General features: G+C 65.9%; 18 protein-coding genes. 11 read left to right on the top strand and 7 right to left on the bottom strand.

Annotated elements, in window-relative coordinates:
• Window positions 1-82: 82 nt before the first annotated feature.
• Complete coding sequence (tyrS, locus tag QKY98_RS23165; protein ID WP_027601386.1) at window positions 83-1,282, bottom strand: tyrosine--tRNA ligase; 1,200 nt, start codon at window positions 1,280-1,282, stop codon at window positions 83-85.
• A 167-nt stretch (window positions 1,283-1,449) separates the two neighbouring features.
• Between tyrS and QKY98_RS23155 the strand changes: the two genes are divergently transcribed.
• Window positions 1,450-2,886 carry a peptidoglycan DD-metalloendopeptidase family protein gene (locus QKY98_RS23155; protein WP_077173183.1) on the top strand — a complete coding sequence of 479 codons (1,437 nt, stop codon included), beginning with the start codon at window positions 1,450-1,452 and terminating at the stop codon, window positions 2,884-2,886.
• Window position 2,887: 1 nt separating this feature from the next.
• Entirely contained in the window at window positions 2,888-3,973 is a 1,086-nt protein-coding gene (locus tag QKY98_RS23150; protein ID WP_027601384.1) for an anhydro-N-acetylmuramic acid kinase, read from the top strand.
• An 18-nt stretch (window positions 3,974-3,991) separates the two neighbouring features.
• Here the strand turns inward: QKY98_RS23150 and erpA are convergent, their stop codons facing one another.
• A complete protein-coding gene (gene erpA / locus QKY98_RS23145; protein ID WP_007162616.1) occupies window positions 3,992-4,342 on the bottom strand; it encodes an iron-sulfur cluster insertion protein ErpA in 351 nt (116 codons plus the stop codon).
• Between the two features lie 187 nt (window positions 4,343-4,529).
• Here erpA and hemJ point away from each other — a divergent pair, with 187 nt between their 5' ends.
• The 4 genes from hemJ (at window position 4,530) to coq7 (ending at window position 7,046) form a co-directional block, all read left to right on the top strand.
• Window positions 4,530-4,955 (top strand): protoporphyrinogen oxidase HemJ, encoded by a 426-nt coding sequence (gene hemJ / locus QKY98_RS23140; protein WP_007162617.1) that lies wholly within the window; start codon window positions 4,530-4,532, stop codon window positions 4,953-4,955.
• A gap of 191 nt (window positions 4,956-5,146) precedes the next feature.
• Window positions 5,147-5,935 (top strand): SDR family NAD(P)-dependent oxidoreductase, encoded by a 789-nt coding sequence (locus QKY98_RS23135; RefSeq protein WP_007162618.1) that lies wholly within the window; start codon window positions 5,147-5,149, stop codon window positions 5,933-5,935.
• Between the two features lie 81 nt (window positions 5,936-6,016).
• Window positions 6,017-6,358, top strand: coding sequence for a histidine triad nucleotide-binding protein (locus QKY98_RS23130; RefSeq protein WP_017642985.1), 342 nt, complete (start codon window positions 6,017-6,019; stop codon window positions 6,356-6,358).
• A gap of 40 nt (window positions 6,359-6,398) precedes the next feature.
• Window positions 6,399-7,046: a 2-polyprenyl-3-methyl-6-methoxy-1,4-benzoquinone monooxygenase gene (gene coq7 / locus QKY98_RS23125; protein WP_007162620.1), complete on the top strand. Its 648-nt coding sequence runs from the start codon at window positions 6,399-6,401 to the stop codon at window positions 7,044-7,046.
• A gap of 60 nt (window positions 7,047-7,106) precedes the next feature.
• On the opposite strand, the gene pcaG is transcribed toward coq7, so the two are convergent.
• From pcaG to pcaQ, 3 genes are all read right to left on the bottom strand, one after another.
• Complete coding sequence (gene pcaG, locus QKY98_RS23120) at window positions 7,107-7,718, bottom strand: protocatechuate 3,4-dioxygenase subunit alpha (RefSeq protein WP_284671652.1); 612 nt, start codon at window positions 7,716-7,718, stop codon at window positions 7,107-7,109.
• 10 nt (window positions 7,719-7,728) lie between these two features.
• Window positions 7,729-8,454: a protocatechuate 3,4-dioxygenase subunit beta gene (pcaH, locus tag QKY98_RS23115; RefSeq protein WP_007162622.1), complete on the bottom strand. Its 726-nt coding sequence runs from the start codon at window positions 8,452-8,454 to the stop codon at window positions 7,729-7,731.
• Between the two features lie 100 nt (window positions 8,455-8,554).
• Window positions 8,555-9,478 carry a pca operon transcription factor PcaQ gene (gene pcaQ / locus QKY98_RS23110; protein ID WP_145155936.1) on the bottom strand — a complete coding sequence of 308 codons (924 nt, stop codon included), beginning with the start codon at window positions 9,476-9,478 and terminating at the stop codon, window positions 8,555-8,557.
• 116 nt (window positions 9,479-9,594) lie between these two features.
• Here pcaQ and QKY98_RS23105 point away from each other — a divergent pair, with 116 nt between their 5' ends.
• From QKY98_RS23105 to QKY98_RS23085, 5 genes are all read left to right on the top strand, one after another.
• A complete protein-coding gene (locus tag QKY98_RS23105; RefSeq protein WP_284671651.1) occupies window positions 9,595-10,287 on the top strand; it encodes a TetR family transcriptional regulator in 693 nt (230 codons plus the stop codon).
• Between the two features lie 97 nt (window positions 10,288-10,384).
• Complete coding sequence (gene ureE / locus QKY98_RS23100; RefSeq protein ID WP_042138369.1) at window positions 10,385-10,885, top strand: urease accessory protein UreE; 501 nt, start codon at window positions 10,385-10,387, stop codon at window positions 10,883-10,885.
• Entirely contained in the window at window positions 10,882-11,553 is a 672-nt protein-coding gene (locus QKY98_RS23095) for an urease accessory protein UreF (protein WP_144962364.1), read from the top strand. Before ureE ends, QKY98_RS23095 begins: the two co-directional genes overlap by 4 nt.
• Window positions 11,554-11,564: 11 nt before the next feature.
• Window positions 11,565-12,179, top strand: a complete 615-nt coding sequence (gene ureG, locus QKY98_RS23090) for an urease accessory protein UreG (RefSeq protein WP_007162627.1) — start codon at window positions 11,565-11,567, stop codon at window positions 12,177-12,179.
• Window positions 12,180-12,208: 29 nt separating this feature from the next.
• On the top strand, window positions 12,209-12,781 hold the full coding sequence (locus QKY98_RS23085; protein ID WP_027599099.1) for a HupE/UreJ family protein: 573 nt from the start codon (window positions 12,209-12,211) through the stop codon (window positions 12,779-12,781).
• 4 nt (window positions 12,782-12,785) lie between these two features.
• Here the strand turns inward: QKY98_RS23085 and QKY98_RS23080 are convergent, their stop codons facing one another.
• Together QKY98_RS23080 and QKY98_RS23075 are read right to left on the bottom strand one after the other, a co-directional pair.
• On the bottom strand, window positions 12,786-14,042 hold the full coding sequence (locus QKY98_RS23080) for a metallophosphoesterase family protein (RefSeq protein WP_284671650.1): 1,257 nt from the start codon (window positions 14,040-14,042) through the stop codon (window positions 12,786-12,788).
• 10 nt (window positions 14,043-14,052) lie between these two features.
• The gene (locus QKY98_RS23075) at window positions 14,053-15,681 is read right to left on the bottom strand and encodes an ArnT family glycosyltransferase (protein WP_284671649.1); all 1,629 of its coding nucleotides are present in this window, start codon (window positions 15,679-15,681) and stop codon (window positions 14,053-14,055) included.
• Window positions 15,682-15,861 lie beyond the last annotated feature (180 nt).

Below are 15,861 nucleotides of genomic sequence, written 5' to 3'. Positions count from 1 at the left end.
TTTCAAGCCGCTTCAGCGTCTGCGCCGGAAGTGGGGCGCATTATAGGGGAGTTTCAGGACAGGTCAACAGGTTATTTCAAATTTATTGCTGACGGACGCTGATGCGGGCGAAAGCCTTCTTGCCGGCCTGACATATATAGGTACGGCCGATCTCGAACAGGAAGCCGCGATCGACCACCTCGCCATCCACCTTGACGCTACCCGCCGCCAGCAGGTCGCGGGCTGCTGCTGCGTTCTTCACCAGTCCAGCCTTGTTGAGGACGGCAGCGACCGGCAGCGCCGCATCGGTTTCCAGCTCGACTTCCGGCAGGTCTTCCGGCAGCTCGCCATCCTTCATGCGGTTGCCCGCGGATCGGTGGGCGGTCTGGGCGGCTTCTTCCCCGTGGAAGCGGGCCACGATCTCTTCGGCCAGCTTGATCTTGATGTCGCGGGGATTGGCGCCCTGCGCAACATCGCTGCGGAACTGGGCGATCTCTTCCAGGCTGCGGAAGCTGAGCAGCTCGAAGTAACGCCACATGAGGGTGTCGGGAATGGACACCAGCTTGTTGTACATGACGCCGGGCGCTTCCTGGATGCCGACGTAGTTGCCCAGGGATTTGGACATCTTCTTCACGCCGTCCAGACCTTCGAGCAGTGGCATGGTGAGGATGCACTGGGCTTCCTGGCCATAGGCGCGCTGCAGTTCACGGCCCATGAGCAGGTTGAATTTCTGGTCGGTACCGCCCAGCTCGACATCGGCGCGCAGGGCGACGGAGTCATAGCCCTGGACCAGGGGATAGAGGAACTCGTGGATGGCGATGGGCTGGTTGCCGGCGTAGCGCTTGCTGAAGTCGTCGCGCTCGAGCATGCGCGCCACGGTGTACTGGGAAGAGAGGCGAATGAAGTCGGCCGGCGACAGCTGATCCATCCAGGTGGCATTGAAGGCCACTTCGGTACGGGCCGGATCGAGGATCTTGAACACCTGGGCCTTATAGGTCTCGGCATTCTCCAGCACCTGCTCGCGGGTCAGCGGCGGGCGGGTGGCACTCTTGCCACTGGGGTCGCCGATCATGCCGGTGAAGTCGCCGATCAGGAAAATGACCTGGTGGCCCAGCTCCTGGAACTGGCGCAGCTTGTTGATCAGCACGGTGTGGCCAAGGTGCAGATCCGGAGCGGTCGGATCGAAGCCTGCCTTGATGCGCAGCGGGGTGCCACGCTCCAGTTTTGTTACAAGCTCTGACTCGACAAGCAGCTCATCTGCTCCACGCTTGATGACCGCCAGCTGCTCCTGGACCGTTTTCATGGGGGCTTCGCCTCTGAATTTCGAAAGCGTGAACCTTATCAAGATGCCCCTAGTAGCCGCCAGCCGGCACGTCGGATCACCACCCCAAAGGGTTGTGACAGCCAGATTTTGATTATATTTTAGGCAGTTATTCACTTCTTTTAACGTCAGATCATCACTTTAGCTAAATGACGAAGCCAATCCCCAAAAGTCCGTTCTACCCCAAAAGCCACCTCGTGGCCGCCAGCGGGGTGGCCGCACTCTTGAGTCTGGCCTTGCTCGTGTTTCCCTCTCAGCAGGTCGAGGCGAAACGCACTTCCATCAATCTGGATGTTGAACAGGACGCCCGGCGCGTCGTGCAGGGTCAGGATGACCTGAAGGAGCAAGTGCTCGCAGATACTCAAGCCGCGGACACCCAGTCCCCCTCCCCATTTGCCCAGGTCGCCCCTGAGCAGACGGAAGCTCAGACCGCCGAGGAAGCGCCTGCCGAAGAGGAAGTTGCCGCCACCGAGAGCGTCGAGCCGCAGTGGAAGACCGAAACCGTGCGCAAGGGCGACACCCTCTCGACCCTGTTCGAGCGGGCTGGCCTTGCCGCTGCCGTGGTGCACGAGGTGCTGGCCAGCAGCAAGGAAGCCAAGAAGCTGACCCGCCTGCGGGTGGGCCAGAAGATCGAGTTCCAGCGTGATCACTCAGGTGACCTGCTGGCGGTGCGCACCAAGCTCACCGCGCTGCAGACCCTGTCGCTGGTCAAGTCCGACCAGGGCTATGAGGTCGAGCACAAGACCGTTACCCCGGACATCCGCAAGGCCTATGCCCAGGGTCGGATCAGCAGTTCGCTGTTCGCCTCGGCGCAGAAAGCCGGACTGTCCCATGACATGACCATGGCGCTGGCCACCATCTTCGGCTACGACATCGACTTCGCGCTGGACATCCAGGAAGGCGACGAATTCGAGGTCGTCTACGAGGACAAGGTGGTCAACGGCAAGCACGTCGGCTACGGCAACATCCTGGCCGCCCGCTTCGTCAACAAGGGCAAGGCCTACACGGCCGTGCGCTACACCGCCAAGAACGGCACCACCAACTACTACACGGCGGAAGGCGGCAGCATGCGCAAGGCCTTCATCCGTACCCCGGTGGAGTTCTCGCGGATCAGCTCGCGCTTCACCATGGGTCGTTTCCACCCGGTGCTGAACAAGATGCGCGCGCACAAGGGCGTCGACTATGCCGCGCCCACCGGTACGCCGATCCATGCCACCGGCGACGGCAAGATCGCCAAGTCCGGTCGCGAGAATGGCTACGGCAACGTGGTGATGATCCAGCACGGCAAGACCTACACCACCGTCTATGGCCACATGAGCCGGATCGCCAAGGGCATGCAAGCCGGCGCCTCGGTGAAGCAGGGCCAGGTGATCGGCTACGTGGGCATGACGGGGCTGGCTACCGGTCCGCACCTGCACTACGAATTCCGCATCAATGGCAACCACGTCGATCCGCTCGGGGTGAAACTGCCGATGGCCGATCCCATCGCCAAGAACGAGATCTCGCGCTTCCTGGCCCAGAGCCAGCCGCTCATGGCCCGCATGGACCAGGAGCGGGCGTCGCTGCTCGCGATGAACAAGCGCTGAGATGGAGCGCTACCTGGGGGTGATGTCCGGCACCAGTCTGGATGGACTGGATATCGCCTTGATCGAGCAGGATGAGCGGACCCGTTTCGTTGCTGCCCTGGGCGTGCCCATGCCGGACGCGCTCCGCCGCGACCTGCTGGCGCTGTGCGCGCCCGGCGACAACGAGATCGAGCGCATCGCCCGGGCCGAACAGGCCTGGGTCGGGCTGGCCGCCCAGGGTATCGCCGAACTGCTGGCGCAGCAGGGGCTGACGCCCGCGGATATCCGTGCCGTGGGTAGCCATGGCCAGACCATCCGCCATCTGCCGGCGCAGGGCTACACCCTGCAGATCGGCGATGCCGCCCTGCTGGCCGAGCTGACCGGCATCGATGTCATCGCCGACTTTCGCCGCCGCGACCTGGCCGCTGGTGGCCAGGGCGCGCCCCTGGTCCCGGCCTTCCATGCCGATCTCTTCGGCCTGGACCGTCCGCGCGCGGTGCTCAACATCGGCGGCTTCAGCAACGTGACCCTGCTGGCACCGGGTCTGCCGGTACGAGGCTTCGATTGCGGACCGGGCAATGTGCTGCTGGATGCCTGGATCCACCACAGCCAGGGGCGGCTCTTCGACGCCGATGGCGCCTGGGCCGCGCAGGGACAGGTCGTGCCGGCGCTGCTGCAGGGGCTGCTGAGCGATCCCTTCTTCGTGAAAAGCGGACCAAAGAGCACCGGGCGCGAGCATTTCAACCTGCCCTGGCTGCAAGCGCATCTCGCCCGGCATGAGGCGCTGGCTCCGGCCGATGTTCAGGCCACCCTGGCCGAATTGAGCGCCCGCAGCATCGCCGACAGCATCCTGGCAGCCCAGGTGGTGGACGAGGTGCTGGTCTGTGGCGGGGGGGCGCACAACCGGGATCTGATGGCGCGTCTGGCGCGGCTACTGGCGCCGGCCAAGGTGCAGAGCACCGCAGCCTATGACGTGTCGCCGGACTGGATGGAAGCCATGGCCTTTGCCTGGCTGGCCCAGCGTTTCTGCGAGCGCCTGCCCGGCAACTGCCCGGAAGTCACCGGCGCCCGCGGCCTCCGCGTCCTGGGTGCGCTCTATCCGCACTAGGCCAGAGGCTGTGCAAGGTCAGATGGAGAAGGACTGACCGCAGCCGCAGGTGGTGGCGGCGTTGGGGTTCTTGATGACGAAGCGCGAACCTTCCAGGCCTTCCTGGTAGTCCACCTCGGCGCCGGCCAGGTACTGGAAGCTCATGGGATCCACCACCAGGTGCACGCCATCGCGCTCGATGACGGTGTCGTCGTCGGCGGAATCTTCATCGAAGGTGAAGCCGTACTGGAAGCCCGAGCAGCCGCCACCCGTGACGAAGACGCGCAGCTTCAGGCGGGGATTGCCCTCTTCCTCGATCAGGTTCTTCACCTTGCTGGCCGCGCCCAGGGTGAACTGCAGGGGGGTCGGGGTGAAGGTTTCAATGGTCATTGCCGTAGTCTCCCGGCTTGCGCCGAACACAATTCAGTCAGGAAATTATCCGCTTGCCCGAGCAAAAGGGTCAACTATTGCACGACCACGGGAGCCTGGCCGAGATGACCGGAGTGAATGACTTGCCGGCAGCGCCACTCTAATATCGCGCCGCCTGATGACGCCGATTGATAAGGAGAACGCCCCGATGCTCTATCTTTGGTTGAAAGCCTTCCACCTGATTGCCCTGGTCTGCTGGTTCGCCGGCCTGTTCTATCTGCCGCGCCTGTTCGTCTATCACGCCCAGAGCAGCGACGCCGTGAGCCACGAGCGCTTCTGCCTGATGGAGCGCAAGCTGTACCGCGGCATCATGCTGCCGGCGATGATCCTGACGCTGGTGTTCGGCATCGGCCTGCTGGTGATCAACCCGAGCTGGCTGACCCAGGGCTGGATGCACACCAAGCTGGCGCTGGTGGTGGTGCTGATCGGCTATCACCATGTCTGCGGCGCCATGCGCAAGAGATTCGAGCGCGGCGAGAACAAGCGCAGCCATGTGTTCTATCGCTGGTTCAACGAGGTACCGGTTCTGGTGCTCATCGCCATCGTCATCCTGGTGGTGGTCAAACCCTACTAGGCTCTGTAAGAAAAGTGCCTGCGCTCGGCAATGCTGCGTTAAAAATCAGCTCGGAATGCTCATTTACCACTCGTAAACTCCGCTTCCTCGCCGATTTTTGCCTTGCCTAACCTTCGCTCGGCGACTTTTCGTACAGAACCTCGATGCGCGGTAGATCCGCCGGCGACCGGCGTTTTCCTGGAGAAAGCAGTATGCAGCGTTATGCCCTGGTAACCGGTGCCTCGTGCGGGATCGGCCTGGCCCTGGCCGAGGCCCTGGCGCGGCGGGGTCAGCCGCTGATCCTGCTGGCGCGGCGCAAGGACAAGCTGGAGAGCATCGCCGCCGAGCTGGCCCAGCGCTTCGACGTGGAGGTGCTGTACCGGGTCTGCGATCTGGCGGAGCCGCTGCACCTGACCGGTCTGCTGCACGAACTGGAGCAGAGCGAGAGAGCCATCGGCCTGCTGGTCAATTGCGCCGGGATCGGCAGCGGCGGGGATTTTCTCGCCGCCGACTGGCCGCGGGTGCAGGAGCAGCTGGAGCTGAACATCCTGGCGCTCACCCGCCTGTGCCACGCCCTGGGCCAGCACATGGCGATCCAGGGGGGCGGCCAGATCCTCAACGTCGCCTCGACCGCGGCCTTCCAGCCCATTCCCTACATGAGCAGCTATGCGGCGACCAAGGCCTATGTGCTGCACTTCTCCGAGGGCCTGCGCGAGGAACTCAAGAAGCGGGGGGTGTCGGTGTCGGTGCTCTGCCCCGGCCCGACCCGTACCGCCTTTTTCAAGAACGCCGGGCTGCACACCGGGCGCATGGAGCAGGGCAAGCTGCTGATGTCCGCCGAAGAGGTGGCCCTGGCCGCGGTGCACGGACTGGAAAGACGCCAGGCGGTGATCGTCCCGGGCTGGCGCAATCGCCTGGGCAGTCTGCTGCCCCGCTTCTTCCCCCGCGCCCTGGTGCGTTCGGCCGCGGTGCGGATCGGCAAACTCTTTCAGCCCGCGTAAGGGTGATCCCGCCGGCGGCACCTGACCCCGGGCGGCAGCCGCTGGTACACTCGGGGTCTATTCAGCCAGCAGGAGATCGACGTGGATTGTCTGTTCTGCAAGATCGTCGCCGGGGACATTCCGGCCAAGGTGCTCTACGAGGACGATCAGGTCATGGCCTTCCATGACATCGCCCCGCAGGCGCCCGTGCACTTCCTGGTCATTCCCAAGAAGCACATCGCGACCCTGCACGACCTCAGCGAGGCCGATGACAAGCAGCTCGCCGGCCATATCCTCTTCACCGCCCAGCGCCTGGCGCAGGAACAAGGTTGCGAGGAAGGCTTCCGCGTGGCGATGAATTGCAACGCCCTGGGTGGCCAGACGGTCTATCACATCCATATGCATGTGCTGGGCAAGCGGCAGATGACCTGGCCTCCGGGCTGAGCCACGTTCTGTCCTCCCTTCGCCCGCCAAGGAGATCACCTTGAGATCCAAGCGCCTCTACTCTCCCCTCGATCGACTGCTGATCCAGGCGGATACCGCCTTGCGTACCCTGACGCCCTTCAGTGGCGCTCCCACCCGCAGCTCGCCGGCCATTCCGCTCAAGGACGCCGAACTGAGCGACGAGGAACGCCGTCACGCGGCCGGCCTCATGCGCATCAACCACACCGGCGAGGTCTGCGCCCAGGCGCTGTACCAGGGTCAGGCGCTGACTGCCAAACTGCCGGAAGTGCGTGAAGAAATGGAAAAGGCGGCCGACGAAGAGATCGATCACCTGGCCTGGTGCGAGCAGCGCATCCGCGCCCTGGGTGAGCGTCCGAGTCTGCTCAATCCGCTGTTCTATGGCCTGTCCTTCGGGATCGGCGCCGGTGCCGGCCTGATCAGCGATCGCCTGAGCCTGGGCTTCGTCGCCGCTACCGAGGATCAGGTCTGCCGCCATCTGGACGAGCACCTGGACAAGCTGCCGGCGGCCGACGCCAAGTCCCGCGCGGTGCTGGAACAGATGCGCAGCGATGAAGAACAGCACGCCGAACATGCCCTGGCGGCCGGTGGCTGGCGCTTCCCCGCGCCGGTCAAATACGGCATGAGCCTGGTGTCCAAGGTGATGACCAAGACCACCTACCGTATCTGACCTGCGGCTGGCGCCCACGAAAAAGCCCTGCCTTGGCAGGGCTTTTTGCTGTCCAGACGGCTAGATGTCGAAGAAGACCGTTTCCTGCGGGCCCTGCAGATGGATGTCGAAGCGATAGGCCAGGCGGCCATCGATCTCGCAGCGACGCGCCAGCAGGGTGGCCCGGCGTTCCGGCTCCGGCAGGTTGTAGACCGGGCAGCGGGCGTTGGCTTCGGCTTCATCGTCGAAGTAGAGGCGGGTCTGCAGGTGGATGTTGATGCCGCGGGCGAACAGGATGACGTTGATGTGCGGCGCCATGGGCTGGCCGCGCTGGTCCTGGACCTGGCCGGGCTTGACGGTGTGCAGCGTCCAGTCACCGGCATCGAAGGTGGTGGCGGTGCGGCCGAAGCCGTTGAAGGCCTTTTCCACGTCGTAGACCGGATCGTAGTGGCCCTGGTGATCGGCCTGCCAGAACTCCAGGAAGGAATCGCGCACCAGGTTGCCGTTGCCGTCGAACACCTGGCCGGTGAGCAGGATGTGCTCGCCGGGGGCACCGGGCTTGGCCAGCTGGTTCCAGATCTCGACCTCGCGGGTGGGGTTGCCGGCGGCAGCCAGGGCCAGGCCGATATGCACATAGGGGCCGGCGGTCTGGGAGGGGGTTTCCGGCAGCAGGTCGTGGCGGTTGGGTGTCATGTCGGCGTCCTCAGTGGTGTTCGAAGAACGTCTGCCGCGCGCCGCGGGTGACGATGTCGAAGCGGTAGGCCAGGCAGTCCATGGGATTGGCCATGCTCATGTCCAGGCGGGCGATCAGGGTCTGGACGGCGTCGGGATCGGCGATGGACTTGACGATGGGGCACAGCGGGATCAGCGGATCGCCCTCGAAGTAGAGCTGGGTGATCAGCCGGGTGGCGATGGCCGGCCCCATGACCGAGACGTGGATGTGCGCCGGGCGCCAGTCGTTGCTGCCGTTGCGCCAGGGATAGGGACCCGGGCGGACGGTGCGGAAGACATAGTTGCCCTGGCTGTCGGTACGGGTGCGGCCGACGCCGCCGAAGTTGGGATCGAGCGGTGCCAGGTAGACGTCGTTCTTGTGCCGATAGCGACCGCCAGCGTTGGCCTGCCAGATCTCCACCAGGGAATTGGGCACCGGCTTGCCGAACTGGTCACGCAGGGTACCGAACAGGATGATGCGTTCGCCCTGGGGCAACTGGCCGGTGCCGAAGTTTAGCAGCAGGTCGTTGTCGTGCGGTCCCAGCGGCAGCCGCGAGAAGTCCGGGCCACTGCGCTCGGAAGCCGTCTGGTGCTGCAGGCTGACCAGCGCCTGGCGCGGCGAGCGGGGAATCGAGGATTTGTAGGCGGGCGTATAGGCCTGGGGATGCCAGGTGCGATCACGGGCGACGTAGCGAACGTCGTGGGGCTTGTTATGCATTGGAATGCTCCACGGAAGGATCGGGGCCAAAGGTTGGCTGATCCCAGTGTGGCCCAGGGCGCCGCCTGGCTGAATTGAAAGCTGCGCCCTTCCCCATAACCTAATGGTTAAGTGTCAACTCGCCGGCCACCTCGCGCAGGACGTCGCAGAATCTCTGGGTGGCCAACGACAGGGGCACGCTGCCATTGCGGCAGATGCCGACCGAACCCCCGGCTTCGCGCACGCCAAGCTCCACCTCCACCAGTTCGCCGCTGGCCAGGTCGCGGCGTACCGCATCGAGCGGGGCGATCCACAGGGCCTCGCTCTGGCGGACGTACTGGCGGCTGAGAGTCGGCGACAGGGTTTCCAGCCGCTGGGAACTGAGAGGAATGCCGCACTGGACGAAGAGACTCTCGGCGTGGCGGCGGATGGTGGTCCCGGGCAAGGGCAGCACCAGAGGATAGCGCGCCAGGGTCGCCAGGTCCGCCGGCAGCGCCTGGCTCAGCGGATGTCCCGGGCGCACCACCAGGGTCAGGGCCTCGGTATAGAGGTGTTCGAAGTCGAGGCCATGGATGTCCGGGCTGTCGGTCATGCGCCCGACCACCAGATCCAGGTCGCCGACGCGCAATTGTCCGAGCAGATAGGCGCTGGGACCGGTGGCAACGTTGACGATCAGTTGGCGATGACGGTCATGCAAGCGCATCAGGACCTCGGGCAGCACCTGGCTTTCCACTGTCGACAGCACCCCGACCCGCACCAGGCCGCCGGCCTCGCCACCGCGCACCAGTTGCATGCCCTCGCGCAGGGCCTGGACGCAGGGACCGGCGTGGCGCAGGAACAGCAGGCCCGCCTCGGTCAGGGTCACCTCGCCCTTGCCGCGCTCGAACAGGCGCACCTCGAGGATCTCCTCGAGTTCGCGGATGGTCTTGGAGATGGCCGGCTGGGACACGGCGATGGCATCGGCGGCCTTGGCGAAGCTGCGCTGCTGGGCGATCTCCAGAAAACACAGCAGGTGGCGAAACTTGATACGGTTGTCGAGATTCATGACGCTCTCAAGGCAAGGCACGGGCCAGAGACTACCACCCGGCGGTCATGGAAAACCCTTGGAGTCAGCAGGGGCATCCTTTGCTACAGTGCCGCCTTGTCTTCCGGAATCTCTCCATGTCGATCCGTGCCCAGCAGAAGCTGCAAACGCGCCAGGCGCTGCTGGAATCGGCACGCCTGCTGATGAACAGCGGCCGCGGCTTCGGCAGCCTCAGCCTGCGCGAGGTGAGTCGCCAGGCCGGGATCGTGCCGGCGGGTTTCTATCGCCACTTCGCCGACATGGAGAGCTTTGGCCTGGCGCTGGTGGCCGAGGTGGGCGACACCTTTCGCGACGCCCTGCGCCAGGTGCGTCATCACGAACTGCAGCAGCGCGGCATGATCGAGGCCTCGGTGGAGATCTTTCTCGGCGCCGTGAGCGACAACCGCGATCAATTCCTCTTTCTCGCCCGCGAGCAATACGGTGGCTCCCTGGCCGTGCGCCAGGCCATCGCCGAGTTGCGCCAGCGCATCACCCAGGACCTGGCCCGTGACCTGCTCGTCCTGGGTCGCCTGCCCCACCTGAATCCGTCGCAGATCGATGTGCTGGCCGACCTGGTGGTGAAGACGGTGTTCGCTACCCTGCCGGAGTTGATCGATCCGCCACCCCTGACCACACCGCCGCCGCTGTGGCCGGCGGCGAAGATGGTGCAGCAACTCAAGCTGATTCTGATCGGCAGCAAGCATTGGCGGCGCGGCGAGCGCGCAAACGCCCCAAAAGAGGGCGTTGCTCTGCTAGCCGATGCAATGGCGCACCAAATAAGAGCAAACTGAACGCCGGGTTAACTCATGGCGCCCCAGAACCAGGCGACTTGCGCGCCTTGGCAGGCACCTTGCTGTAGAGCTGGGCAAAACTGCCAAGAGTCCTGCCATGCTGGTCGTCCAAAGCCGCTGCGCGCCCCAGGATACCTGGGACGCCGAACTCCACCTCACCTACGACGCCCGCAGCAAGAGTCGCCTGAGAGCCACCACCAGCGCTGGCGAAGACGTCGGCCTGTTTCTCGAACGCGGCCAACCGCCGCTGGCCGATGGCGACTGCCTGGAAGCCCGCGATGGCCGCATCGTGCGGGTCGTCGCCCGCCCGGAAAAGCTGTTGCACGTGACCTGCGCCAGCGCCTTCGAACTGACCCGCGCCGCCTATCACCTGGGCAATCGCCACGTCGCCCTGCAGATCGGCGACGGTTGGCTACGGCTGCTGGACGACTACGTGCTCAAGGCCATGCTGGAGCAGCTCGGCGCCCGGGTCAGCGAGATCGAGGCCGGCTTCCAGCCCGAGCACGGTGCCTACGGCGGCGGTCACCATCACTCGCACCATGGCGAGGAAGGCTTCAACTACGCACCCAAGCTGCACCACTTCGGCGTGCGCACGTGAATTCGCCCTTCGCGCTGCTGCGCCTGGCCAGTCCCCAGTTGCCAATTGGCGGCTACAGCTATTCCCAGGGACTGGAACTGGCCATCGACAGCGGCCTGATCCGCAGCGCGGCGGAGGCCGAGGTCTGGCTGCGCGACAATCTCGAACTCAATCTGGCGCGCTTCGAAGCGCCGCTGCTGCTGGCCCATTGCCAAGCCGCCGCGGCGGGCGACTGGACGCGCCTGAGCGAACTGGCCGAGCACCATCGTGCCAGTCGCGAAACCGCGGAATTCCAGCTGGAAAGTCGCCAGACCGGCTATTCCCTGGCGCAATTGCTGCTGGGTCTGCCGGAGCTGGACGACAGTAGCCGCCGCCTGCTCGGCGAACGGGCCCCAACCTTCGCCCTCGGCTGGGCGCTGGCTGCCCGCGCCTGGGCGATCGCACCGCGAGCGGCGCTGGACGCCTGGCTGTGGACCTGGCTGGAAAATCAGCTGGCGGTGCTGATGAAAACCCTGCCGCTGGGCCAGCAAGCGGCCCAGCGCCTCACCTCCCTTCTGCTGCCGACCCTGACCGCCGTGGCCGAGCAGGCCGCTGCCCTGCCCGAAGCGCACTGGGGCGGCGCCCCCTTCGGCTTGGCCCTCAGCAGCATGGCCCACGAGCGGCAGTACAGCCGCCTGTTCCGTTCCTAGGAGATCCCCTGATGACAACTCAACCCCTGCGCGTCGGTATCGGCGGACCGGTCGGTTCCGGCAAGACCGCCCTCACCCTGGCCCTCTGCCGCGCCCTGCGCGAGCGCTACAACCTGGCGGTGGTGACCAACGACATCTACACCCGCGAAGACGCCGATTTCCTGGTGCGCAACGAGGCCCTGGCGCCCGAGCGTATCCTTGGTGTGGAGACCGGGGGCTGTCCGCACACCGCCATCCGCGAAGACGCCTCCATCAACCTGGAAGCGGTGGACCAGCTCAACCGCCGCTTTCCCGGCCTGGACCTGATCCTGGTGGAATCCGGCGGCGACAACCTGTCCGCCACCTTCAGCCCGGAGTTGTCCGATCTGACCCTTTACGTCATCGACGTCTCGGCCGGTGACAAACTGCCGCGCAAGGGTGGCCCCGGCATCTGCAAGTCGGATCTGCTGGTGATCAACAAGATCGACCTGGCCGAGCAGGTCGGTGCCTCCCTGGAGGTGATGGATCGCGACACCCGCAAGATGCGCGGCGACAAGCCTTTCGTCTTCAGCAATCAGAAGACCGGTCTGGGATTGGAAGAGATCATCGCCTTCATCGAGAAGCAGGGTCTGCTGACCGCCGCCTGAGTCCAGGAATATATCCCCAAGGAGCCCCCATGAAACACGCCAAGATCTTCGCCACCGCCGCCCTGCTGCTCGCCCCAGCCCTGGCCTTCGCCCATCCGGGTCATGCCGAGAACGGCCTGGCCGCCGGGGTGCTGCACCCCCTGACCGGTCTCGACCACCTGCTGGCCATGCTCGCCGTGGGGCTCTGGGCCGCGCAGCAGCAGGGCAAGGCGCGCCTGGCGCTGCCCTGCACCTTTGTCGGCACCATGCTGATCGGCGGCCTGCTGGGCTTCGCCGGGCTGGAGCTGCCCTTGCTGGAGACCGGCATCGCTGCCTCGGTGCTGGCCCTGGGTCTGCTGGTGGCCCTGGCCGCCCGTCCGCCGGTGGCCGCCGCCGTCGGCCTGACCGCCGCCTTCGCCCTGTTCCACGGCGTGGCCCATGGTCTGGAATTGCCGGAAATGGGCAATCCCTGGGCCTATGCCGCCGGTTTCGTCGCCGCCACCGCCACCCTGCATGCTCTGGGCTATGCCGTGGTGCGCTACCTGCCCCAGGCGGCCACGCCGCTGGTGCGACTCGCCGGCGTCGCCACGGCCGTGGCCGGGGGCTGGCTGCTCGCCGCCTGATCCGTCAGGCGATCCCCAGCTGCTGGCGCATTCTCGCCAGCACACCTTCTTCCGCCACCGCCGGCAGTTGCGCAGTATAGCCGCCAAAGCCGGCGAAGCGTGTGGCGAAATCCACCTCGAGCACGAATCTGTTGTCGAACTGCGGCGACGCCAGGGGTGCCAGCACCTCGGCCGTATAGGTGTCGCGCGGATCGTTGCCCAGCCGCACCGGCAGGTCACCACTCTGCTGGCGATAGGCGACCCAGGGCGAATAGGTGAAGGCCTCCAGTCGGCCCCGCGCCAGGTCCAGTTCCAATAGGCGCAGCAGGCCGTTGCCGCCGGCGTATTCGGTCTGGTAGTTGATCAGCAGGAGATCCACCGGATGGCCCAGGTCATTGGTCATCCGCAGGTGCCCACTGCCGTGATTGTGGCCGTTGAGGGTGAGGAAGATCTGGTCGTTGCGGCGGATCAGCCGATTCCACAACCGTATCCCGGTGTCGTTGCGCCGGGTGGAAAGCACCGGCTGGCCGTTCACCAGGTCGACGATGTTGTGCGAGGCCAGGATGGTCGGCAGGTGCGGATAGCGATCCAGCATGCCCTGGGCCCAGTCCAGACTCTGGTCCGAGGGACACCAGTCCAGGGTCAGCAGCAGAAAGCCCTGCCCCAGCGCCGAGAAACTATGGGCCTCGTTGAGACCGGTGACGTCGCGCTCGATGAAGGTGGCCTGGCGCGCCGCCCGCTCACGGCCGAAATACTGGGTGAAGAGTTCGCGACCGTCACGCAGGCGGTCCTCGGTGTAGAGCTCGACGACATCATGGTCGCCGGTCATGACACTGTAGGGCACCCCGGCCTGTTCAAGGCGTGCCATGGCGTGGCTGGCCAGGGCCCACTCGCCACGCTGCTCGGCGTTTTCCACCAGATCGCCCAGGTGCACCACGAACGGCAGGTTCAGCGCCGCGGCGTTGTGCGCCAGCCAATGGGTCTGGGCATGAAAGGCCAGCGCCGGCGGATAGCCCAGGTGGCCATAGCGCTCCACCCGCCGGCCGTTGGGTTGCATCTCGTGGTTGTTCTCACTGTAGTACTGGGTATCGGGGAGGACGCCGAGCACGAAGCTGCTGCGCGACGGCAGCGGCGCCAGAGGAGCGAAGGCATGCCGCTCGAACCAGTGGGCGCGGTGTTCCGGCAGGCCGTAGCGCTGGGTCGGCTTGCAGGCGGCCAGCAGCGGCAGACCGGCCAGCGCCAGGCACAGCCGGCGACGTTTGAAATCGGGCGAATCGGTCATCACAGCGGCCTCAGGGCAGGTAGTAGGCCTGCCAGCGATTGTCGTTGAAGCGCCCTTCCAGCACCGGCTGGCGGCTGGCCAGCGGCGTGCCGGCCAGGGCCGCCTGGCTGTCGGCATCGAGCAGCACATAGGCGGGTCGGGTGACCTGGGCGAGCTGCCCTGCCTGGCCGATATCGATGAAGGTCGGCAGGGGCACGTCGTAGTCGAGATTCATCAGGTAGCGGAAGGCCTTGGTGTCCTGGCCCAGGCCAAAGAACACCAGTTGCCCCGGTTCACCCTGGCGCAGGCTTTCCAGGCGGGTGACGAAGGCGCGGGTGTCGTAGCGCAGCGCCTGCATCGGATCCAGCGCCAGCACCACCAGCAGCCATTGCGCCAGGGCCGCCGCGGCCAGGGGCATGCCCAGGCGGAAGGCCCCGCGCTCGCGCCAGGCGGCCACCAGGGCGAACAGCGCCAGGATGGCGAAGGCACCCAGCAGGAAGCGCAGGTCCAGCTCGGGCCACCAGCCGGCGGCCTGCAGCCGGGGTTGCCGCAGCTTGACCAGCACCCCGAGCACCAGCGGAAAGATCACCAGCAACGGCAGGAACAGCCGCCGTACCCAGGCCAGGGCGCCCTGCCCCTGCAGCAGCACCCAGGCGCCGAGGGCGGCGCAGGCCGGAATGGCCGGCAGGATGTAATAGGGTTTCTTGAAGGTGGGAATCGACAGGGCCACCACGATCAGCGCGGCGAAGCCGGCCAGCTGGAGCAGCAGGCGACTGTCCGCCTGCGCCTGGCGCTGCCGCCAGTGGTGTCTCAGCGTCGGCAGGGCCAGCAGCGCCAGGGGAAAGGCCGGGGCGTAGCGGTAGAGGCCCAGCTGCAGGAAGTACCACCAGGGATAGCCGGCACCGTCGGTGTCGTCCAGCCGTCCGGAGACCTGCATGCGCAGCACGTCTTCGACGAAGAGCGGGCCGCCGGTACGCCAGGCCAGGCCGAACAGCAGGGCGCAGCACAGCGCCAGCACCACGGCGCCGACCAGGCCGTAGCCGAAGCTGCGCCGCCAGTCGCCCTGCACCAGCCAGTAGACGCAGACCACGCCACAGGGCTCGATCAGGCCCAGCGGCCCGCGCACGGCGAAGCCGGCGGCCATGCACAGGAACACCAGGCCGCGCCGCCGGGACAGGCCGCGCTGATCGGCGCTCCACAGCAGATAGAAGCAGCCCAGTGCCGCCAGGGTGACGAATTGATCGAGGCAGATGGAGCGCGCCTTGGCCAGGAAGCCATTGGTGAGCAGCAGCACCAGCACCGCCAGCAGGCCCCAGGCGCGGGACCGCTCGGCCAGCAGGCGATAGAGCAGCCCGACGATGGCCGCCGAGGCCAGAGCGGTGGGCATCACCGTGGCCAGGCGATTGACCTCGCCGAACAGCTGGGCGAAGACGTCGATCAACAGGGTGGAGGTGGCGGGATAGTCGGGATAAGGCTGTCCGTAGCTGGTCGGGAAGGCACTGGCCCCATGGCGAAACATCTCCTGGGCGAAGAGTGCGAAGCGGCCGTCGAAGCCGATGAAGGGCTGCTCCCACAGCCCCAGGGTGAACAGCGGCACCGCCAGCAGACACAGCGCCAGACTTTCGAGGCGCAGGCGCGCCGGACTCGGGATGGACGACACGCGGCAGGACTCCGGCAGGCTGGGAAGGACGGGCTCGCGACCCGGCGCCACTATCGCCGAACAACCTTAGGGATCGCTGAAACCAGGCTGACGGCAGGCTGACAGAAGCCGCAGGACAGAGCGGTTCGGCCGCGAGGCGGTGGCGACTATGCCGCTGCATTGAAAATTTTTCATGACAGC

The sequence above is a fragment of the Pseudomonas sp. HR1 genome, assembly GCF_030175875.1.
Taxonomy (GTDB): domain Bacteria; phylum Pseudomonadota; class Gammaproteobacteria; order Pseudomonadales; family Pseudomonadaceae; genus Chryseomonas; species Chryseomonas oryzihabitans.
This window is presented reverse-complemented; position numbering and strand designations above follow the sequence as displayed.